The sequence below is a fragment of the Streptomyces sp. MBT53 genome (assembly GCF_016654115.1).
In the GTDB taxonomy this organism is placed as follows: Bacteria; Actinomycetota; Actinomycetes; order Streptomycetales; family Streptomycetaceae; genus Streptomyces.
This window is the reverse complement of the sequence record NZ_JAEQAZ010000074.1, coordinates 20,098-38,146: the sequence shown is the minus strand read 5'-3', so window position 1 is coordinate 38,146 and position 18,049 is coordinate 20,098. Positions and strand designations below refer to the sequence as shown.

The window sequence follows — 18,049 nt, the reverse complement described above, 5'->3', positions numbered from 1 at the left end:
GAAGCCGATGCGGTGGGCGGGCGGGCGTGTTTGGCTGCGGACATGACCGAATTCACCGAGGCCGAGCGCGCGTACCTCAAGTCGCAGCGGCTGGGGCGACTGGCCACCGTCGACCCCCACGGCCAGCCGCAGGCCAACCCCGTCGGCTTCTTCCCGCAGGACGACGGGACGATCCTGGTCGGCGGGTATGCGATGGGTACGACGAAGAAGTGGCGCAACCTGCGGGCGAACCCGAAGGTCGCGCTGGTCGTGGACGACATCGTCAGCGTCAGCCCGTGGCGGGTACGCGGCATCGACATCCGCGGCGAGGCCGAACTCCTCGTCGGCCCCCACGAGTTGGGGCCGCACATGAGTGAGGAGGTGATCCGCATCCATCCGCGGCGGATCCACAGTTGGGGGTTGGAGACCGACTAGATCGAGGAGCCCGACGGGCCCGACGGGTCCAACGCGTCCTCCAGGGTGAGGAGTTGAACCTTGCGGTCGAGGCCGCCCGCATAACCCGTGAGTGATCCGTCGGCGCCGATCACCCGGTGGCAGGGGCGGACGACCAGCAAGGGGTTGGCCCCGATCGCCCCGCCCACGGCCCGCACCGCGGCCCGGGACGCGCCGATCCGGGCGGCGATCTCGCCGTACGTCGTCGTCGCACCGTAGGGAACGGAGTCGAGCGCGCTCCACACCCGCTCCCGGAAGTCCGTGCCGGAGGTGTGGAACTCCAGCTGGAATTCCTTGAGTTCGCCGGCGAAGTAGGCGGCGAGCTGCTCACCGGCCACGCGGAAGGGGCCGGGGTCCTGGCGCCACTCCGGCTGAACGGTACGACCGCCCTTCTGACCGGGGACGGAGAGGGAGGTGAGGGCGCCGTTGTCGTCGGCGGTGAGGAGCAACTGCCCCAAGGGGCTCTCGAAACTCGTCCAGCGGATGGTCATGGCAACTCCAACTCCCCTGCTGCCAGCAGGTGTTGTACGGCGTAGGAACGCCAGGGGCGCCAGGCGTCCGGGATGTCGGCACCGGGCGGTGCCACGTCGGGGTCGCCGAGGGCGCGGGCTCGGACGACGGCGACCGTGGCGGCGTCCATACCGGGCAGCGCGAGCAGGGCGGCCTGAGCGTCGTCGCGGTCGGCACCGACATCGAGTCGTACGGTGCCGTCGGCGAGGGCGGTGACGAGGCGGCCGGCCAGGGACTCGGCGGGCAAGGCCGCTGCCAGCACGGACGGTTCGGGAAAGAGGTGGGTGAGGCTGCCGGACGGAACGTCCAGCGTCCTGCCGTAACGCCGCACCAGCCGCTCCGCCTCCGCCCGCCCCACCAGCGCCCGCACGGCCAGCTCCTCCGGATCGGCGGCGCCCGGTGAGCGCAACCCCGGCCGGACGGCGACGAGCGGGCCGAGCCGAGGGTCGGCCCCGAGCCGCTCGTCGACGGCGTACGGATCGGCGTCGAGGTCGAAGAGCCGCCGGAGCCGCTGTACGGCGGTGGTCAGGTCGCGATGGTCGGTGAGGTGGAGGCGGGCGTCGAGCCAACCGCCGGTGTGGGGGCGGCCCTTGAGGGTGCCGGGGCGTTCGTCGACCGCGACGATCCCGGTGCCGTAGGGAAGGCTGAGGGTACGGCGGTAGGTGCGACGGCCGAGGGTGCCGGTGACTTCCTCGATGCCGGGGACAGCCTCGCAGCGCAGCAGATCGAAGACGGCGGCGGACTGGTACGGGCCGCGGTGCGCGAGCCGCAGGGGGATGCCGGCGGACGGTTCGGCTGTTGGACCGGTCCCGTCGCCAGGCGCGACGCCGCCCAGCTCTCCTGCCGGTGACTTGGCCGGTGGCTGGGGCGCGTTGACGCGCAGTTCGCTCGGGGTCGACGCGTACACGGCGCGGATCGTGTCGTTGAACTGGCGCACGCTGGCGAAGCCGGACGCGAACGCGATCTCCGTGATCGGCAGGTCGGTGGTCTGCACCAACACCCGTGCGGTGTGCGCCCGTTGGGCCCGGGCGAGGGCGACGGGGCCGGCGCCGAGTTCGGCGGTGAGCTGCCGCTGGACCTGCCGTGCGCTGTAGCCGAGCCGTACGGCGAGCCCGGCGACGCCCTCGCGGTCCACCACTCCGTCGCCGATCAGCCGCATGGCGCGGCCCACGACATCGGCGCGCACGTTCCACTCGGCCGACCCCGGCACCGCGTCCGGACGGCACCGCCGGCAGGCCCGGAACCCCGAGCCCTGCGCGGCGGCGGCCGTCATGAAGAACCGCACGTTGCGCCGCTTCGGAGTCACCGCCGGACAGCTGGGCCGGCAGTAGATCCCGGTGGTCGCGACGCCGAAGAAGAACTCGCCGTCGAACCGGGCGTCCCGGCTCCGTACGGCCTCGTACCTGGTGTCTTCGTCCATCACGCCCTCCAGTCTCCGCCATCCCCGGGGGCGGGGCTGGCGGAAATCGGACGTGGCGTTGACGCGGCGCCGGACCGGACCGGACCGGACCGAAGTGGACCGGGCCGAGCCGAAGTGGACCGGGCCGAGCCGAAGTGGACCGGGCCGCTAGGCCCAGCGTCCCCGCTTCGCCTCCATCGCCGCCTTCCCCTCCGCCCCCTTCCGCTTCCAGTCGCGCCGCAGTTCGGCCCTGAGCCGGGCGTCGGTCTTGGCGACGATCCACTGGTTCTCGCGCATGAGCTTGCGGTAGCTGTCGAGCCGCCGCTCGGGCAGCTCGCCCGACTCGACGGCGGCCAGCACCGCACACCCCGGTTCCGCGATGTGGGCGCAGTCCTGGAACCGGCACTGTCCCGCCAGTTCCTCGATCTCGGCGAACACCTGACCGACCCCGGTCTGCGCGTCCCACAGTCCGACCCCGCGCAGCCCCGGCGTGTCGATCAGGACACCGCCGCCGGGCAGGGCGAGCAGGTTGCGCGTGGTGGTCGTATGACGGCCCTTGCCGTCCACGTCACGCGTCGCCTGCACGTCCATCACGTCCTCGCCGAGCAGCGCGTTGGCGAGCGTCGACTTGCCGGCACCGGACTGCCCGAGCAGCACGGACGTACCACCGGCGGCGACCGCGGCGAGCACGTCGACGCCCTCCCCGGTCGCGGCGCTGACACTGAACACCGGCACGCCCGGCGCCGCGGTCTCCACGTCCTGGACGAGATACGACAACGTCACCGCGTCCGGCACGAGGTCGGCCTTGGTGAGCACGACGACGGGCTGGGCGCCGGACTCCCAGGCGAGCGCGAGGAACCGTTCGATCCGGCCGAGGTCGAGGTCCCCGGTCAGCGGTACGGCGACGATCGCGTGGTCGACATTGGCCGCGAGGATCTGCCCCTCGGACCGCTTGGAGGAGGTGGACCGCACGAAGGCGGTACGACGCGACAGCAGCGTCCGCACATAGCGCGGGTCGCCGCCCGCCGGGTCGACAGCGACCCAGTCACCCGTGCACACGACCTTCATCGGGTCACGGGGAACGACGAACTCGGTGTCGGCACGGACCGTACCGCCCGACGTCACGACATCGCACAGGCCACGGTCGACCCGTACGACACGGCCGGGCAGCAGACCCTGCTCGGCGAACGGGGCGAACTCGGCCTCCCGGTCCGCGTCCCAGCCGTACGGCTGGAGCGGGTGCGAGGAGGACGAGAGCGAACCCGGGAGAGAAGAGAAAGACAAGGGGTGACCCTTCACAAGGGTGGCCCCGGCACCGCGCACCCAGGCGCGGGAGGAAAGGAGAGGTCAGCCGGAGGCCACGGGAGTGGACTTGATGAACTTCCGGATGCGGGCAGCGCCCATCACAGAGACAGCCATCGGTCACACCTCCCACAGCACAAGCCAAGTCACCTGCGGCAACGCACGGTTGCCGCTCGAACACCACAGATCGTAGAAGGTCCACCGGTCGCGACGCCAGCGAATTACGGCGCGCCCATGGCGCAACACGTTCAGGCCCTCGCGTGGGGCTCGGCCCCGAGAGCCCCGAGTCCGGGCGGCATGATGTCCACCGTGACGAACAGCGCAGGTCTGGGTCCTGCCGGGATACAGGGTTACGACGGTGGTCCCCTCACGCACCGGATTGGGATCCTGGACGAGCCCCTGTTCTGGCTGGGACACCTCTCCTCGTGTGTCCATGCCGAAGAGGCCGAAGAACTGCTGTTCGGCGCGGACCACGACGCGGCCGGCGACTTCCAGCGGCGGCTGTGGGAACGGGCCGAGTGGCCGACCTTCACGGTTCCACTCGCCGCTGATCACCGTCTGCACGTGGTCTACCGCACTTTCGCCGACGACGCCGGCACCGACTACCTCCTCCACCAGGTGGCCGACGCGCTGGCGACGTGACCCCGTACGTCAATCTGCAAGGGCGAGCGGGGCGTTGGGAACCATCCAGCCGTGACTGCTGTGGTCACGGCTGCGCGGCCGGCGTGGACAACCCATGCGCGCGGGAGGCCTTCAGAGTTCCAGGCGGTAGCCGTGCCCCCGCAGGGTGGTGATGCGGGGCAGGCTGCTGGGGTGGGCCGAGGTGTCGGCGGCCTCGGTGAGGTGGCGGCGCAGGCCGGCCATGGTGACGTCGAGGGTCTTGGTGGAGCCGAACCAGTTCTCGTCCCAGACCTCGGCCATCAGGGTCTCCCGGGAGACCGCCTCGCCCGGGTGCTGGGCGAGGACGGCGAGCAGGTCGAACTCCTTTGGGCGGAGCGGGACTTCCTTGTCGTGGAGGGTGCAGCGGCGGGCGGAGACGTCGAGGACGAGGTCGGTCAGGTGGACGGGTTCCGGTGGCGGCGTAGCGACGGTACGGCGGCGCAGGTGGGCGCGGAGGCGGGCGAGCAGCACGGAGAGGCTGAAGGGTTTGACGAGGTAGTCGTCTGCTCCGGCGTCCAGCCCGGCGATCACGTCGATGTCGTCGGTGCGTGCGGTGAGGACGACGATCAGCAGGTCGGGATGGCGGGCGCGCAGGGCACGGGCGACGTCGAGGCCGTCCATGTCGGGCAGCCCGAGATCGAGCAGCAGGACGTCGTACGGCGACCGCGCGGCCTCGGCCAGAGCGGTGGCGCCGGTGCGGCTCCAGGTGGGTGCGTAGTCGTTGCCGCGCAGGCCGTTGTGGAGGTGCCGGCCGATGGTGTCGTCGTCCTCGACGACCAGGACGCGGGGGCGGCTGCGGTCGGCGGTGGCGGGCATGCGCATGGGCGACAGCCTAGGAGCGGGCGGAGCGGGCCGCTCGCCGGTCCGGTAGGGCGCGGTCACAGGTCGCGCAGTTCCTCGACGGCCGGGCGTCCGGCGCTGCGGATGCCGTTGAGGGCGGCGGCCAGTACGGCGGCCACGGCGGCGCCCGCGGTGAGGATCAGGTAGGCGGACGGTACGGACAGGCTCGCCGGGGGTGGGTCGAAGACGCCCGTGAGGACTTTGACCAGCATCTCGGACAGCGCCCAGCCGATGAGCGCGCCGCCCGCCAGGCCGCCGGTGGTCAGCAGCAGGGCCTCGGTGAGGACCATGCCGCGCAGCTGGCCCGGTTTCGCGCCGAGCACGGTGGCGATGGCGAAGGTACGGCGGCGTTCGGCGAGGCCGAGGGCGAGGACGAGTCCGCCCGCTCCGGCGGAGAGCAGTACGGCGAAGGCGAGTTCGATGCGGGTCAGGCCGGCCAGGTCGACGGAGGTGAGGCTGGTGCCGACGGTGCCTCGGGTCTGGGTGAGGTCGGTGACGGTGGCGCCGGTGCCGAGCTGCTGCCGCAGGTGGGCGGCGATCTGCTGCTGGTGGCTGCCGCCGGTGTCGAGCAGGAACGCGCCGACGGCGTCGCTGCCGGTCGCCCTGGCCACGTAGGCGGCGTTGGCGACGAAGAAGCTGTCCTTGGGGGCGGTGGGGAACTCCTTGACGATTCCGGCGTAGTGGAAGGGGACGGTGCGCAGGGCCTTGGTGCGGGCGTCCTGGATGCGGAGGTTGACGGTGTCGCCGGGGGAGAGCTGGAAGTCGTGCACGGTCTCGACGCTGACCAGGAGGTTGTCCGGGCGCTGGGACAGGCGCCGCATGAGCTGGTGGGCGGTGCCCCCGGCGAAGTAGGCGTCCTGGAGCGAGGTGGCGTGGGCGACGGTGTCGGGGCGGACGCCGTAGAGATCCTGGAGGTCGGAGCCGACGTAGGCGAAGCGGTGCTGGACGGGCTCGACGTGCCGTACGCCGGAGACCTTCAGCGAGTTCGCCGCGCCGGGCGGGACGTGGGCGCCGGGCGGTTCGGTGACGGTGACGTCGGCGCCGTTGGTCAGGCGGGCGTCGGCCTCGGCCTGCTGGTGGTAGGTGGCGTTGAAGACGGCGGTGGAGATCGCGAAGGACACCGCGAGCGCGAGCAGCACCACGGAGCGGGCCAGCGGGCGCCGTCGCCGGGACAGGACGGCGGCCGTGGTGCCGGCGAGGGTGGCGGTCAGCGGGCGGGCGAGGCGGGCCAGGGCCGGGCGGCCGTGGGTGAGGGCGAGCAGGGTCAGGCGCCACAGCAGCAGGGCGGCGCCGATCCACAGCAGGGCCGGGCCGAGGAACGCCCAGTAGGAGACGGAGAGGGTGGGCACGCCCTCGGGGGCCAGGACGAGGGCGTACTGGTTGCCGGAGGACGCGCGGAAGATCAGCCAGGAGCCGATGAGGAGCGCGAGGTCGAGGCCGTAGCGCATCCACCAGGGAGCGCGGGTGGCGCGGACGCCGGTCTCCTTGCGGGTGTCGGCGACGGTCACCGAGCGCAGGTCGCGCAGCGCGGGGAGGAGGACGGCGCAGGCGGCCACGGCGGCGCCGAGGACGAAGGCGACGCCGTACCAGACGGCCCAGGTGCCCGCGCTCGCGCCGAAGGAGGCGGTGCCGAAGGCGAGCCGCCCGGTCAGTGCGGCGATGCCCAGACCGGCGGCTCCGCCCACGCCACCTACGAGTGCGGCCTCCAGGCCCGCGAGCGCGGTGATCTGACGGGGCCGCAGCCCGCGCAGCCGCAGCAACCCCTGTTCCTGGCGCCGCCGTTGGCCGCCCGCCGAGGCAACCGCGGCGGTCAGCGCGGCGGCCAGCACAGCGCCGGGGACGCCGAGGAAGAGGAAGAGGATCTGGGCGTAGAGAGCGTCCTGGCGGGCGGAGTCGAGGGCGGCGCCGAGGTTGTCGCCGACCAGTGCGCCGCCCGCGGTCCTGGCTTCGAGGTGATGGGCGGCGCCGGTGACGGTGCTGAAGGCGGCGGCCGGGTCGCTGGGCAGGCGGGCGTCGCGGGCGACGTGGATCTGGGTGGTGCGGGTGGTGGCTCCGTGGGTGAGGGAGGCGAACCGGTCGGTGGGCAGGAGGATGACGTTGTCGGGGGGTGCGGTCGGCTGGGACTGGGTGGGGGCGCCGACCTTCTGGAACAGGGAGTCGGCCTGGGGCAGGTCGACGACGCCGTCCACGCGTACCTGGCGCGGTCCGGCGCCCGGCAGTCGGATCGCGACGGTGTCGCCGGGGGCGGCGTGCAGGTTGGAGGCGGTCTGCTGGGCGAGGAGGACGCCGTCGGGCGAGCCGGAGAGGGTGCGCATCGCGTCGGGGAACAGGTGGCGGTAGCCGGGTGGCAGGCCGAGGGCCATGCCGGGGCCCGTGGTCTGGGTGCTGCCCTGGACGCGGGCGGTGAAGCCGGTGGTGCGGGCGTATCCGACCGGGAGGGCGGCCCGGGTGCCGGGGTCCGTACGGACCTGCCGCAGCACGGAGTTGGCGTCCGCGCCGGGCTGCACCTCGACCTGCCAGTCGACGGCGACGGAGCGGACGGCGCGCTGGGTCATGGTCGCCTTCGATGCGGTGAGGAAGGAACCGAGGGCGGCGACCAGGGCGACGGCGAGCGCGATGCCGGCCATGGCCGCCAGTAGCCGACCGGCCCGATGGCGGGCCAGACTCCTTGCCCACGAGGTGATCATGATGTGTCCTCCGGTGCGAGCAGCCGTCCGTCGCGCATGGCCCGCCGGACGGTGAACCGGGCGGCGACGGCTGGGTCGTGGGTGGTGACGACGAGCGCGGCGCCCGTGCGGTCCGCCGCCGTGAGCAGGGCGTCCAGGACGCGGGCGCCGGTGGCGTGGTCGAGGCGGCCGGTGGGCTCGTCGGCGAGGATCAGCCGGGGTTCCTGGGCGAGCACACGAGCCACGGCGACCCGCTGGGCCTGGCCGCCGGAGATCTCCTCGGGCAGCCGGTCGGCCAACTCGGCCGCCCCCACCAGGGCGAGAGCCTCGCCGACCGGCCGACGGGTCTGCTCCTGCGACCGTCCGGAGAGGACGAGCGGAAGCGCCGCGTTCTCAGCGACATCCAGGGCGGGGACCAGGCTGTCGGCCTGGAACACCAGCCCGATGTCGGCTCCCCCGCTGAGCCCGGGCCAGGAGACGGCACCGCTGGTGGGGCGTTCGAGCCCGGCCAGCAGATGCAGCAGCGAGGACTTCCCCGACCCGGACGGCCCTACGATCGCCAGCCGGTCGCCGGGGCAGATGCTCAGGTCGGTCCCGTGGACCGCCACCACCGCCGTCGCGCCCCGCCCGAAGGTCAGCGCCGCGTCCACGCAGACGACGAGCACGTCAGTACCGGACATCGCTCGCCTCCCGTGTCTCCCGCGCCCGCCGGTCGGGCAGAGGGACGGGCTGGTCGGATCCGTGCGTGACCACCGCCACCGGTGTCGTACCCGGGCCGAAGGTCGGCGCCGCGTCCGCGCAGCGGAGGAGCACGTCAGCGCCGGACATCGCTCGCCTCCCGTGTCTCCCGCGTTCGCCGGTCGGGCAGGGGGACGGGCCGGTCGGATCCGTGCGTGACCACCGCCACCGGAGTCGTCCCCGGACCGAAGGTCGGCGCCGCGTCCGCGCAGCGGAGGAGCACGTCAGTACCGGACATCGCTCGCCTCCCGTGTCTCCCGCGCCCGTCCATCGGTCAGGGTGATCACCCGGTCGGCAATCCGGACCGCCTCCGCGCTGTGCGTGACGATCAGCACCGCGCAGCCGTCCGCGGCCCGCTCCCGCACCATCCGCAGTACCAACTGCTCGGTGCCGCCGTCGAGTTCACCGGTCGGTTCGTCGGCCAGCAGTACGGCCGGGGAGTTGGCGAGGGCGACAGCCAGCCCGGCGCGCGCCAGCTCACCTCCGGACAGTTGCCGAGGCAGGGCACGGGCCCGCCGCCTGAGCCCCACCTGCTCCAGCAGCGCCTCGGCGGAGACGGCGGGACGGCCGCGGACGGCCCGCTGGGCGAGGCGGATGTTGTCCCGCACGGTCAGGTGCGGCAGCAGGTTGCGGCTCTGGAGCAGGACGCCTATGTGGCGTGCGCGCAGCCGGGCCCGCTCGGTCTCCGGCCGGTGGCTGATACGGACCGCGTCCACGTGGACGTCGCCGCCGGAGGGCTCGTCGAGTCCGGCCAGACACGCCAGCAGCGTGGACTTGCCGGCTCCCGAAGGGCCGACGACGGCGACTGTCTCGCCGCGCCGCACTGTCAGCGACACCCCGCGCAGGGCCAGGGTCTCCTCCTCGCCCGCGCGGTAGAAGCGGTACAGCTCGCGGGCGATGAGCGCGTCGTCGTAGGACCGGGTGGGCACGGTGCTCACCGCCATGCGAAGGAGTCGCTGACGATCCGCCACGGGTCGACGTTGTCGGCGTTGACCGGTCCGGACAGCGTCAGGTCGACCTCGTGGCCCTGCCGGTGGAAGGCGTATCGCTCGAACGCGTCCCGGACCACCTTGCCGGTGACCGGGTCCTTGGCGGAGTCGCCCTGGTAGGTCAGCCGGAGGACGCGGCCTGCGTGCCGGGTCGTCTCGGTCACCTTGGGCGTCGCGAACTTCGGTGTCTGCGCCTTGAGTCGGGGTACGACGGTGTTGGTGACGGAGCCGACCGTGGGTGCGGCGGAGACGGTGGCCGTGGTGACGCTGACGGTGTTCAGCTTGTCCGTGAACACGGTGGTGGCGCCCTGCCCGGTGCGGGCCCAGCCCTCGGGCACCTTCACCGTGAAACCGTTGAAGCCACCGGTGGGCCGGTAGGCCACGTACACCTGGTTGTCGGGGATGTCGCCGGGCGGATTCGACTCCGTGGGCGCGGGCGCCGTGGGGGCAGGGGACGTGCTGGACCCCGAGTGCGAGCCGGAACTCGAACAGCCGGTGATCAACGCCGTGACCAGCGCCAGTCCTACGGCGACGGATGCGTGTGCAGGTGCCATGGTCACTGCCTCCCGGAAGCCCCGACCGGACATCGGTCATGGCACCGACGCTAGGAGGCGGCCGGTTAACGCCCGGCACGCCGACGGTTAGACGACGGCAAAAGCGCGTGGCGCGTCACCCCCGGGCAGGCCCGCGGCCCGCAGGATGAGGGCATGAGACAGCGTGTGGTGCGCGTCGCCCTGACCGCCGCTCTGGTCGCCGTGGTCCTCCTCGCCGTCCCGCTGGCGCTGGTCATCAGGTCGTCGCTGTACGCCGACCAGCGCGACACCCTCGAACGGGCGGCCCTGTCGGGTGCCGTGCGCGTCAGCCCGGACTACACGACCGGCGACCCGGTCGAACTGCCCGCGCCGCCGGCCGGAGGGCACCTCGGTCTGTACGACGCCCGGCTGCGGCTGCGGGCGGGCAGCGGCCCCGGGACGGGTGACGCGGTGGTGCGGCGGGCCTTCGGCGCGCGGGTGGTGCGCGGTCACTCGGGCGGTGATCTGACCGTCACGGTGCCGGTCTCGCACGCGGAGCAGGTCATCGGCGTCGTACGCGCCTCCTCGCCCGCCGCCGCCGTACGCACCCGGGTCCTCGCCGTGTGGGCCGTGCTGGCCGGGGCCTGCGCGCTCGCCCTGACCGCGGCCGTCCTGATCGCCCGACGCCAGGCGCGGGTGCTGGCCGCGCCGTTGGAGGATCTCTCCCGTCACAGCCGGGCCGTCACCGCCGGCGACCTGAGCGCACGGGCCGCGCCCAGCAGCATCGCCGAGATCGACCAAGTGGCCCGCACCCACAACGAGATGCTGCACAGCCTCACCGAACTCCTGCGCCACGAAAGGGACTTCACCGCCAACGCCTCGCATCAGCTGCGCACCCCGCTGACCGGACTGCAACTCACCCTGGAGGCGGGCCTCGCCCAGGACGACGACGCCCGGCTGCGCCCCGCCCTGGAGGAGGCACTGGCGACCACCCGCCGGCTCCACGGCACGGTGGAGGAGGTGCTACGGCTGTCCCGTTCACCTGGTCCGCCCGGCACCCCCGCCCCGTCCATGCCGGTCGGGTCGCTGCTCGGGGACATCGAGAACCACTGGCACGGACTGTTCGCCCACGACGGCAGGCGATTGCTGTGCACGACGGCCGACGCGACGGACGACGCCCGTGTGCCCGCTGCGCCGGTCGCCGAGATCCTCGGCATCCTGCTGGACAACGCGCGCGTCCACGGCCGAGGCACCGTCCGCCTCACGGTCCGGGACCTCGGCGACGCCCTCGCCTTCGACGTCGCCGACGAGGGCGCCATCGGGACGACCCGGCCCTTCGAGCGCGGCCGCACCGGCGACGGAGAGGGGGAGGGCATCGGCCTCGCTCTCGCCCGGGACCTCACCGTCACCCTCGGCGGCAGACTCTCCCTGACCAACCGGCGTCCCACGACGTTCACCGTGCTGGTGCCGGTGCGTCAGGACGACACCGGGGACAGGACGGGGAACGGCGACGGCTGAGGACACTGCGGACCTGCGGACCTGTGGACCTGTGGACCTGGCGCGCTAGGACACCGCGGAGGGCGCGGGCCGCAGTCTGGCGACGACCCGGTTGGCGGCCGTCTTCTGCAGCAGCCCGTAGGCGAGCACCGGCAGCAGCAGGTGGGGCTTGTCGGGCAGCGAGGTCGTGATCAGCACCGCGCTCGCGCTGCTGTTGTTCATGCCGCAGGCCAGGGTCAGCGACGAGGCCACCGGGGCGTCCAGCCGCAGGACGCGGGAGGTCAGTCGGCCCAGCACGAAGGACAGGACGCACACCAGGGCGGCCACGGCGAGGGCCGCGGCGAACAGCAGCGGACGCGGTCGGGTCAGGAAGGTGCCGAGGGCACCGCTCGCGTTGACGTAGGTCAGGACCAGCGAGCCGGCCAGGGCCGAGGGCACCACGGCCCGCAGGAGACGGCCGTGCCACGACGGCGGCAGCATGAGCGCGCACAGAAGACCCGCGGCGCAGGGCAGGACGACGGTGGCGAGGGTGAATCCGCTGTGGACGGAGCCGCTCGTACCGGTGAGCGTCCGTGCGTAGCCGCCGCTGAGCAGCGGTGCCAGAGCCGCCAGCAGGAACGGCGTGGTGAGCGGACTGAGAAGGGTGGAGGCGAGGACGAGTCCGACCATGGTGGGTTGGTCCCCCTCCCCCTTGGCGGTCCATACGGTGGCGCCGGCGGCCACGGGCATGGCCACGACCAGGATCATCGCGGTGAGCAGTCCACTGCCGCCGTCGGAGTCCGGGGTGCCGCGCAGCAGGAAGGCGACGAACGGCACGACGAGCAGCGGAATCGTGAGATGCAGTGCGAGTCCGGCCAGCATGGCCTTGGGGCGCCGCAGCACGTGGCCGAGCGCGCGGACCGGTACCTGGAGCCCGGCCGAGAGGAGCACCAGGGACAGCAGGAGCGAGGTGGTGTGCAGTGTCAGGTGGGCCGGTCCGCCCGGCGGGACGGCGTGCGGGCGGCGCAACCACAGGCCGGCCCCCGGCAGGAGCAGAGCGGCGGCATAGGAGACGAGGACGGCGCGGCCGAGCCGACGGCGCAGCCAGTTCGTCGCACGGTCAACGGTCGGTTCGGAAAGGGGCGGAGCGTTCACGGCGGCCTACTTCTGTCACGAGGGCAGGGGCGGGAGGCGACGCCGATATACGCGGGTGGGACCGGTGGATGTGCCTGAGGTGCATGAGGGCATCCTTCCCGTCCGGTACGGGTGGGGCGGGTGATCAGCACGCGCAGTCAGGATGCGTTCAGGTGGCCGTTGGCGGGTCACCGCTCATGGCCTACGAACGGTCCGAAACACCCGAAGCCGCACGGGACGCCGACGGTCCCGGCCCGCACTCTCACGCCTCCGCCTCCGCCTCCGCCTCCGCCTCAACAAGGTTCCCGAGATCACCCTGTACTTCTGGGTGATCAAGGTGCTGTGCACCACGGTCGGCGAGATCGCGGCCGATCTGCTCAACGAGAAGGCCGTACTGTTCACCTTCGCCCTCGGCACGGCGGCCGCGATCTGGTCTCCGAGCGCATGGATATCGGCTACTGGCTGTCGGCCGTCCTGTTCGCCCTGGCCATCGCCGCCGTCGGCGTCGCCCACTTCGCCCTCGGTCTGGACGCCGTGTGGAGCTTCTGGATCGCCTACATCCTCACGCGTCCGCTGGGGGCCTCGATCGGGGACCACCTCTCCCAGCCGACCGGCGACGGCGGCCTCGGTCCCGGCACCGTCGTCGGTCTCGGCACCGTCGTCACGAGCGTCCTCTTCCTGGCGGTCGTCCTCGGCCTCGTGGTGTTCCTGACGGTGACCCGCAAGGACGTCATCGACCGCGAACCCGTCGCGGGACAAGCGGCCTGAACAGCGGCGGAGGCGTTCAGGAAGCGTTCAGGAACTGATCGGCAGAGTCGGACACGACGGCCGTCCTCCACGGCCGGACCACGCGTCACAGGGCGCCCGTTTCCTTCATGGGAACGGGCGCCCTTCCACACCCCCCACAGAAAAAGGAGTGTCCGGCACCTTGGAGATTCCGGAAACCCTCACCGACACCGACACCGGCGTTGCCCGTACGCATCAGCGGACCGTGGCCACCGCCAAGTCGGTGACGAAGAAGCTGCCCGAGGTCACCCTCGCCTTCTGGATCATGAAGATCGCGGCGACGACGCTGGGCGAGACGGCCGGCGACCTCTTCGCCCAGACCCTGAAGCTCGGCTACTTCCTCACCACGATCGCCCTGTTCGCGATCTTCGTGGTGACCCTCGTCGTGCAGCTTCGCTCAAGGCGCTACAACCCGTTCTTCTACTGGACGGTCATCCTGTCCACCAGCACGGCCGGCACCACAATGTCCGACTTCATGAACCGCGACGGCAGCGCCAAGTACCTTGCGAACGGCGCCACTTCACTGGGCTGGGGACCGCAGGGCCTCGGCCTCGGCTACCCGACCGGCGCGGCGATCCTGATCTCGATCCTGGTCATCATCTTCGCCGTGTGGAAACTGACCGGGATGACGTTCGTCATCCGGGACATCGTCACCTTCCGCGGCGAGGCGCTCTTCTGGTCGGCGATCCTCGTCTCCAACACCCTCGGCACCTCCATGGGCGACTTCCTGTCCGACAGTTCGGGCCTCGGCTACGCCGGTGGAGCCGCGCTCGTCACCGGCGCCCTGCTGGTGCTGCTGGCCCTGATGAAGACGCCCGCGGTCCCGAACGTGCTGCTGTTCTGGATCGCCTTCGTACTCACCCGCCCCCTCGGCGCCACCGCCGGCGACTTCCTCACCAAGCCGACCGCCAAGGGCGGCCTCGACCTCGGTACGGCGGGCTCGTCGGCCGTACTTCTGACAGTCCTGGTCGGTCTGATGACGTACGCCCATCTCCAGGAGCGCCGACGCCGCGCTCCGTCTACGGCGTAGCCCCTACGGCCGCGCAGTGGCGGTGACCGTGGGCTCGTCCGTTTCTCGCGGGCGGGTCGCGCGCGCGGTCGCCGCCGACGGCAGCCCTACCTCCTCTTAGTTTCCCCTTGAGGAAGACCCGACCGCCCATTCCGGGTGTGTTCACACATGCGCCGCATCCGGTACACAAGGCGCGACTCTGATGAGCCCGGCACCCGCAGCCCGCCCCGAACACCCGGGAGAAACCAGATGTCCAGACGCCACGTCAGGCCCGCAGCCCTCCTCGCCGCGACCGGAGTTCTCGCCGGGGTGACCGCCGCCCAGCCCGCCGCGTTCGCCGCCTCCCACCACCCGGCCGCCACCCGGCACGTCCTGCTGATCTCCGTCGACGGCCTGCACCAGTCGGACCTGGCCTGGTACACCGCCAGGCACCCGAACTCCGCGCTGGCCCAACTGGTCGGCGGCGGCGTGGAGTTCACCCACGCCGCCACGACCACGCCGTCCGACTCCTTCCCCGGCATGGTCGCCCAGGCGACCGGCGGCAGCCCCGGCACCACGGGTGTCTACTACGACGACACCTACAACGCCGCGCTCCTCCCGGCGGGCACCACCAGCTGCAAGGGCGTCAAGCCCGGAGTCGAGGTGGACCTCACCGAGGACCTGGACAAGAACCAGGCCTCCATCGACGCCGGCCAGGGCCTCACGGGCCTGCCGGACAGCATCCTGTCGATGACCGGCCGGCCGCAGAGCCTGATCAACGCGTCGAAGCTGCCCGTCGACCCCAAGACCTGCAAGCCGGTCTACCCGCACTCCTACCTCAAGGTGAACACCATCTTCGAGGTGGCCCGCCAGGCGGGTCTGCGCACCGCGTGGTCGGACAAGCACGCCGCGTACGAGATCCTGAACGGCCCTTCGGGCACCGGCGTCCAGGATCTGTTCACCCCTGAGATCAACAGCGACGCCCTCGGCTACGCCGCCGGCAACGACTGGACCACGGACAACAAGGCCACCGAGCAGTACGACGGCTACAAGGTGAAGGCCGTTCTCAACGAGATCGACGGTTACGACCACAGCCGCACCCACAAGGTCGGCACCCCGGCGATCTTCGGCCTCAACTTCCAGTCGGTCTCCACCGCGCAGAAGCTGCCCGCCTCCGACGGCCTCACCGGCGGCTACACGGCCAAGAACGTCCCGGGCCCGCTGCTGGTGAAGAACCTCGACTTCGTCAACGACGAGATCGGCGCCCTGACCGCCGAGATCGACAAGCGGCACCTCGCCGCCAGCACCACCGTCGTCCTCTCCGCCAAGCACGGCCAGTCACCCACCGACCCCGCCGCGCTCACCCGCGTCGACGACGGCCCCCTGCTGGACGGCCTCGACGCCGCCTGGAAGAAGCTCCACCCCGGCGCCGCCGACCTGGTGACCCACGCGGTGGACGACGACGCCATGCTGCTGTGGCTCTCCGACCGCTCCCCTGCCGCCACCGCCTTCGCCAAGAAGTACCTGCTCGCGCAGAACGGCACCGGTACCGACATCAACGCGAAGCCCAAGGCCTACACCGACAGCGGGCTCAGCAAGGTCTACGCCGGCAAGGCCGCCGCCGACTACTTCCACGTCAAGCCCGACGACGCGCGGGTCCCCGACCTCTTCGGCGTCGCGCAGTACGGCGTCGTCTACACCGGCGGCACCAAGAAGATCGCCGAACACGGCGGCAGCCACTCCGACGACCTCGCCGTACCCCTGGTCGTCTCCGGCGCCTCCGTCCCGGCCGGCGTACGCGACTCCGCGCACGTGCAGACCAAGCAGATCGCCCCGACGATCCTGAACCTCCTCGGCCTCGACCCCCGCTCCCTGCGGGCCGTCCGCGAGGAACACACCAAGGTGTTGCCGGTCCGCTGAACCGGGTCCCAAAGCGACGCGGGCTCTGTCGTCCCATCCCCGGTGGGACGACGGCTCCGCCGACATCTACTCCGGCAACCTCGACGAGGGCGGCGCGCCCCAATGCGCCGAGCCCTGCGGCCGGTTCTTCCACCAGGACGGCGACTGCTCCCAGTGCCCCGGCAAGGAGGCCCACCACTACGACGAGTCCCTCTGGCTCACCAAGGGCACGGGCTTCGGCGGGGCCGGCGGTGACCGGGGACAGCGCCTGGACCAGGAGTACTTCACCAACGCCCTGGACGAGGAGAACCCGCACAACTACCTGCACGAGGTCGGCCGCACCTTCGGCCTCGACTACTTCTACGACTGGACCCCGCCCCCGACTTCGGCGGCTTCACCATGAACGCCGGATCCGCGACCGAGATCACCGAATTCGACAAGTGGATGTTCCGCGACTTCTGCCGCCACATCAAAAGCCGCCACAACTACTGAGCCCGGTCGACCCGCGCATCGCGTTCTCACGTAGCCGCTATCCGCGGGGCCCGCGTCGTCGTACCGGAAGATGCAGCAGGTCCGTGCCCAGGACCATGGGGCCGCCGAAGTCGGCCCGGCGTGCGCTGTCGCGGAGGAGGCGGCGCCAGGTCGGGTCGGAGACCACTGTCTGCTGGCCCGGGCCGAGGTGGGTGGCGAGCAGGGTTCCCGCGTTCGACTCGGCGGCGATCCGGCCGAGTTGGGCCACGTCCGTGTGGGTCGAGGTGATGTGGTCGATCAGTGCCTGGGGCAGGCCGAGGCTCGCGAGACCCGCCGGGTACAGGGCCTCGTGGACGAGGACGTCCGCGTGCGCCGCGAGCGTGATGATGTTCGGGGTCGGTGCCGTGTCGCCGGAGAAGACGACGCTGCCGTGGTCGGTGTCGAAGCGGTAGGCGTAGGCGGGGAACACCGCGCCGTGCGGGACCAGGACGGCGGTGACCTTCATGTCGTCGTTCTCCATGACGGTGAACGGGGTCATGGCCGGCGCGGAGTTCGTCGCCGAGGCGCCGGCGCCGGAGGGCGGCAGTACGTCGTGGACGTGGAGCAGGTTCGCCGGGTCGATGCCCGCGTGCTCGGTCATGAAGAAGGTCGGCGACGCCGCGTAGGCCTGGCCGGCCAGCCTCGTCATCTCGACGGTGCCCGGCACGGGCCCGGGAGCACCGGTGACGGTCGAGGCGATCCCGGCGGGACCGGGGCCGTAGACCTCGATCGGGTTCTGGAAGCCCTGTGCGCCCGAGGCGCCCGCCGACAGCAGTGGGAAGGAGTAGTAGTCGACGATGTGGTCGGCGTGCAGGTGGGTCAGGAAGATTCCGGCCAGGGACGGCATGGACAGGCCGGCGCGCAGGTACTGGGTCACCGCTCCTCGTCCGCAGTCGATCACGTATGTTCTGCCGTTGACCGTCAGAGCGGACGAGATGCCGTACCTGGTCGCCAGGGGCGGCGGGCCGCCGTTCGTGCCGAGGAGTGTGACGGTCAGGCCCGTCGCGGAGGGCGCGGATCCGGTGTTCGTGGCCGCGGTGGCCGGTTCGGCGCCGAGCAGGGGCAGGGCGACGGCGGCAGCGGCCGTTGCCGTCATCGCGCCCAGCATCGTCCGGCGGGACGTCGGTTCACTCAGGGGTTCGCACATGGAGGGACAGCTCCTTCGCGGCTCGATTCGCGTTGCCACAGTGGCCACACCGGGCACGGCT

16 protein-coding genes and 1 pseudogene are annotated in these 18,049 nt (G+C 71.9%); 6 read left to right on the top strand and 11 right to left on the bottom strand.

From position 1 onward, the window contains the following. The first annotated feature begins 42 nt into the window (after positions 1–42). Positions 43–414, top strand: coding sequence for a PPOX class F420-dependent oxidoreductase (locus JHN45_RS25910; protein WP_200711776.1), 372 nt, complete (start codon positions 43–45; stop codon positions 412–414). On the opposite strand, the gene JHN45_RS25905 is transcribed toward JHN45_RS25910, so the two are convergent. The 3 genes from JHN45_RS25905 to rsgA all read right to left on the bottom strand — a co-directional run bounded on the left by JHN45_RS25905 (position 411) and on the right by rsgA (position 3,625). Next, a complete protein-coding gene (locus JHN45_RS25905; protein ID WP_200711777.1) occupies positions 411–923 on the bottom strand; it encodes a methylated-DNA--[protein]-cysteine S-methyltransferase in 513 nt (170 codons plus the stop codon). The two genes, JHN45_RS25910 and JHN45_RS25905, sit on opposite strands and share 4 nt — an antisense overlap. Next, a complete protein-coding gene (locus JHN45_RS25900; RefSeq protein ID WP_200711778.1) occupies positions 920–2,362 on the bottom strand; it encodes a bifunctional transcriptional activator/DNA repair enzyme AdaA in 1,443 nt (480 codons plus the stop codon). The genes JHN45_RS25905 and JHN45_RS25900 overlap by 4 nt, the downstream gene beginning before the upstream one ends. A 147-nt stretch (positions 2,363–2,509) precedes the next feature. Beyond that, complete coding sequence (gene rsgA / locus JHN45_RS25895) at positions 2,510–3,625, bottom strand: ribosome small subunit-dependent GTPase A (protein ID WP_200711779.1); 1,116 nt, start codon at positions 3,623–3,625, stop codon at positions 2,510–2,512. A 327-nt stretch (positions 3,626–3,952) separates the two neighbouring features. Here rsgA and JHN45_RS25890 point away from each other — a divergent pair, with 327 nt between their 5' ends. Further along, positions 3,953–4,285 carry a hypothetical protein gene (locus tag JHN45_RS25890; RefSeq protein ID WP_236584100.1) on the top strand — a complete coding sequence of 111 codons (333 nt, stop codon included), beginning with the start codon at positions 3,953–3,955 and terminating at the stop codon, positions 4,283–4,285. A gap of 111 nt (positions 4,286–4,396) precedes the next feature. Here JHN45_RS25890 and JHN45_RS25885 read toward each other — a convergent pair whose 3' ends face one another. The 6 genes from JHN45_RS25885 to JHN45_RS25860 all read right to left on the bottom strand — a co-directional run bounded on the left by JHN45_RS25885 (position 4,397) and on the right by JHN45_RS25860 (position 10,090). Beyond that, positions 4,397–5,125: a response regulator transcription factor gene (locus JHN45_RS25885; RefSeq protein WP_201050834.1), complete on the bottom strand. Its 729-nt coding sequence runs from the start codon at positions 5,123–5,125 to the stop codon at positions 4,397–4,399. A 56-nt stretch (positions 5,126–5,181) separates the two neighbouring features. Next, entirely contained in the window at positions 5,182–7,830 is a 2,649-nt protein-coding gene (locus tag JHN45_RS25880; protein WP_201050833.1) for an ABC transporter permease, read from the bottom strand. After that, positions 7,827–8,489: an ABC transporter ATP-binding protein gene (locus JHN45_RS25875; RefSeq protein ID WP_201050832.1), complete on the bottom strand. Its 663-nt coding sequence runs from the start codon at positions 8,487–8,489 to the stop codon at positions 7,827–7,829. The genes JHN45_RS25880 and JHN45_RS25875 overlap by 4 nt, the downstream gene beginning before the upstream one ends. Then, positions 8,476–8,637 (bottom strand): hypothetical protein, encoded by a 162-nt coding sequence (locus tag JHN45_RS25870; RefSeq protein ID WP_201050831.1) that lies wholly within the window; start codon positions 8,635–8,637, stop codon positions 8,476–8,478. Before JHN45_RS25870 ends, JHN45_RS25875 begins: the two co-directional genes overlap by 14 nt. 134 nt (positions 8,638–8,771) lie before the next feature. Next, complete coding sequence (locus JHN45_RS25865; protein ID WP_201050830.1) at positions 8,772–9,491, bottom strand: ABC transporter ATP-binding protein; 720 nt, start codon at positions 9,489–9,491, stop codon at positions 8,772–8,774. Further along, the gene (locus tag JHN45_RS25860; protein WP_201050829.1) at positions 9,482–10,090 is read right to left on the bottom strand and encodes a hypothetical protein; all 609 of its coding nucleotides are present in this window, start codon (positions 10,088–10,090) and stop codon (positions 9,482–9,484) included. The genes JHN45_RS25865 and JHN45_RS25860 overlap by 10 nt, the downstream gene beginning before the upstream one ends. Positions 10,091–10,243: 153 nt before the next feature. Between JHN45_RS25860 and JHN45_RS25855 the strand changes: the two genes are divergently transcribed. Beyond that, entirely contained in the window at positions 10,244–11,566 is a 1,323-nt protein-coding gene (locus JHN45_RS25855) for a HAMP domain-containing sensor histidine kinase (protein ID WP_201050828.1), read from the top strand. A gap of 45 nt (positions 11,567–11,611) precedes the next feature. Here JHN45_RS25855 and JHN45_RS25850 read toward each other — a convergent pair whose 3' ends face one another. After that, positions 11,612–12,679, bottom strand: a complete 1,068-nt coding sequence (locus JHN45_RS25850) for a sodium-dependent transporter (RefSeq protein ID WP_201050827.1) — start codon at positions 12,677–12,679, stop codon at positions 11,612–11,614. Between the two features lie 176 nt (positions 12,680–12,855). Here JHN45_RS25850 and JHN45_RS25845 point away from each other — a divergent pair. From JHN45_RS25845 to JHN45_RS25835, 3 genes and pseudogenes are all read left to right on the top strand, one after another. Then, a pseudogene (locus tag JHN45_RS25845) lies at positions 12,856–13,426 on the top strand (hypothetical protein). A 223-nt stretch (positions 13,427–13,649) separates the two neighbouring features. After that, positions 13,650–14,474 carry a hypothetical protein gene (locus JHN45_RS25840; RefSeq protein WP_374195645.1) on the top strand — a complete coding sequence of 275 codons (825 nt, stop codon included), beginning with the start codon at positions 13,650–13,652 and terminating at the stop codon, positions 14,472–14,474. Between the two features lie 228 nt (positions 14,475–14,702). Then, the gene (locus tag JHN45_RS25835) at positions 14,703–16,352 is read left to right on the top strand and encodes an alkaline phosphatase family protein (RefSeq protein ID WP_236584099.1); all 1,650 of its coding nucleotides are present in this window, start codon (positions 14,703–14,705) and stop codon (positions 16,350–16,352) included. 508 nt (positions 16,353–16,860) lie between these two features. On the opposite strand, the gene JHN45_RS25830 is transcribed toward JHN45_RS25835, so the two are convergent. Next, positions 16,861–17,988 carry an MBL fold metallo-hydrolase gene (locus JHN45_RS25830; protein ID WP_201050825.1) on the bottom strand — a complete coding sequence of 376 codons (1,128 nt, stop codon included), beginning with the start codon at positions 17,986–17,988 and terminating at the stop codon, positions 16,861–16,863. Positions 17,989–18,049 lie beyond the last annotated feature (61 nt).

Coding starts and splice junctions, on each gene's coding strand:
- JHN45_RS25910 (WP_200711776.1), top strand. CDS start 43: ATGACCGAATTCACCGAGGCCGAGCGCGCGTACCTCAAGTCGCAGCGG.
- JHN45_RS25905 (WP_200711777.1), bottom strand. CDS start 923: ATGACCATCCGCTGGACGAGTTTCGAGAGCCCCTTGGGGCAGTTGCTC.
- JHN45_RS25900 (WP_200711778.1), bottom strand. CDS start 2,362: ATGGACGAAGACACCAGGTACGAGGCCGTACGGAGCCGGGACGCCCGG.
- JHN45_RS25885 (WP_201050834.1), bottom strand. CDS start 5,125: ATGCGCATGCCCGCCACCGCCGACCGCAGCCGCCCCCGCGTCCTGGTC.
- JHN45_RS25880 (WP_201050833.1), bottom strand. CDS start 7,830: ATGATCACCTCGTGGGCAAGGAGTCTGGCCCGCCATCGGGCCGGTCGG.
- JHN45_RS25875 (WP_201050832.1), bottom strand. CDS start 8,489: ATGTCCGGTACTGACGTGCTCGTCGTCTGCGTGGACGCGGCGCTGACC.
- JHN45_RS25870 (WP_201050831.1), bottom strand. CDS start 8,637: ATGTCCGGCGCTGACGTGCTCCTCCGCTGCGCGGACGCGGCGCCGACC.
- JHN45_RS25865 (WP_201050830.1), bottom strand. CDS start 9,491: ATGGCGGTGAGCACCGTGCCCACCCGGTCCTACGACGACGCGCTCATC.
- JHN45_RS25860 (WP_201050829.1), bottom strand. CDS start 10,090: ATGGCACCTGCACACGCATCCGTCGCCGTAGGACTGGCGCTGGTCACG.
- JHN45_RS25855 (WP_201050828.1), top strand. CDS start 10,244: ATGAGACAGCGTGTGGTGCGCGTCGCCCTGACCGCCGCTCTGGTCGCC.
- JHN45_RS25835 (WP_236584099.1), top strand. CDS start 14,703: ATGTCCAGACGCCACGTCAGGCCCGCAGCCCTCCTCGCCGCGACCGGA.
- JHN45_RS25830 (WP_201050825.1), bottom strand. CDS start 17,988: ATGTGCGAACCCCTGAGTGAACCGACGTCCCGCCGGACGATGCTGGGC.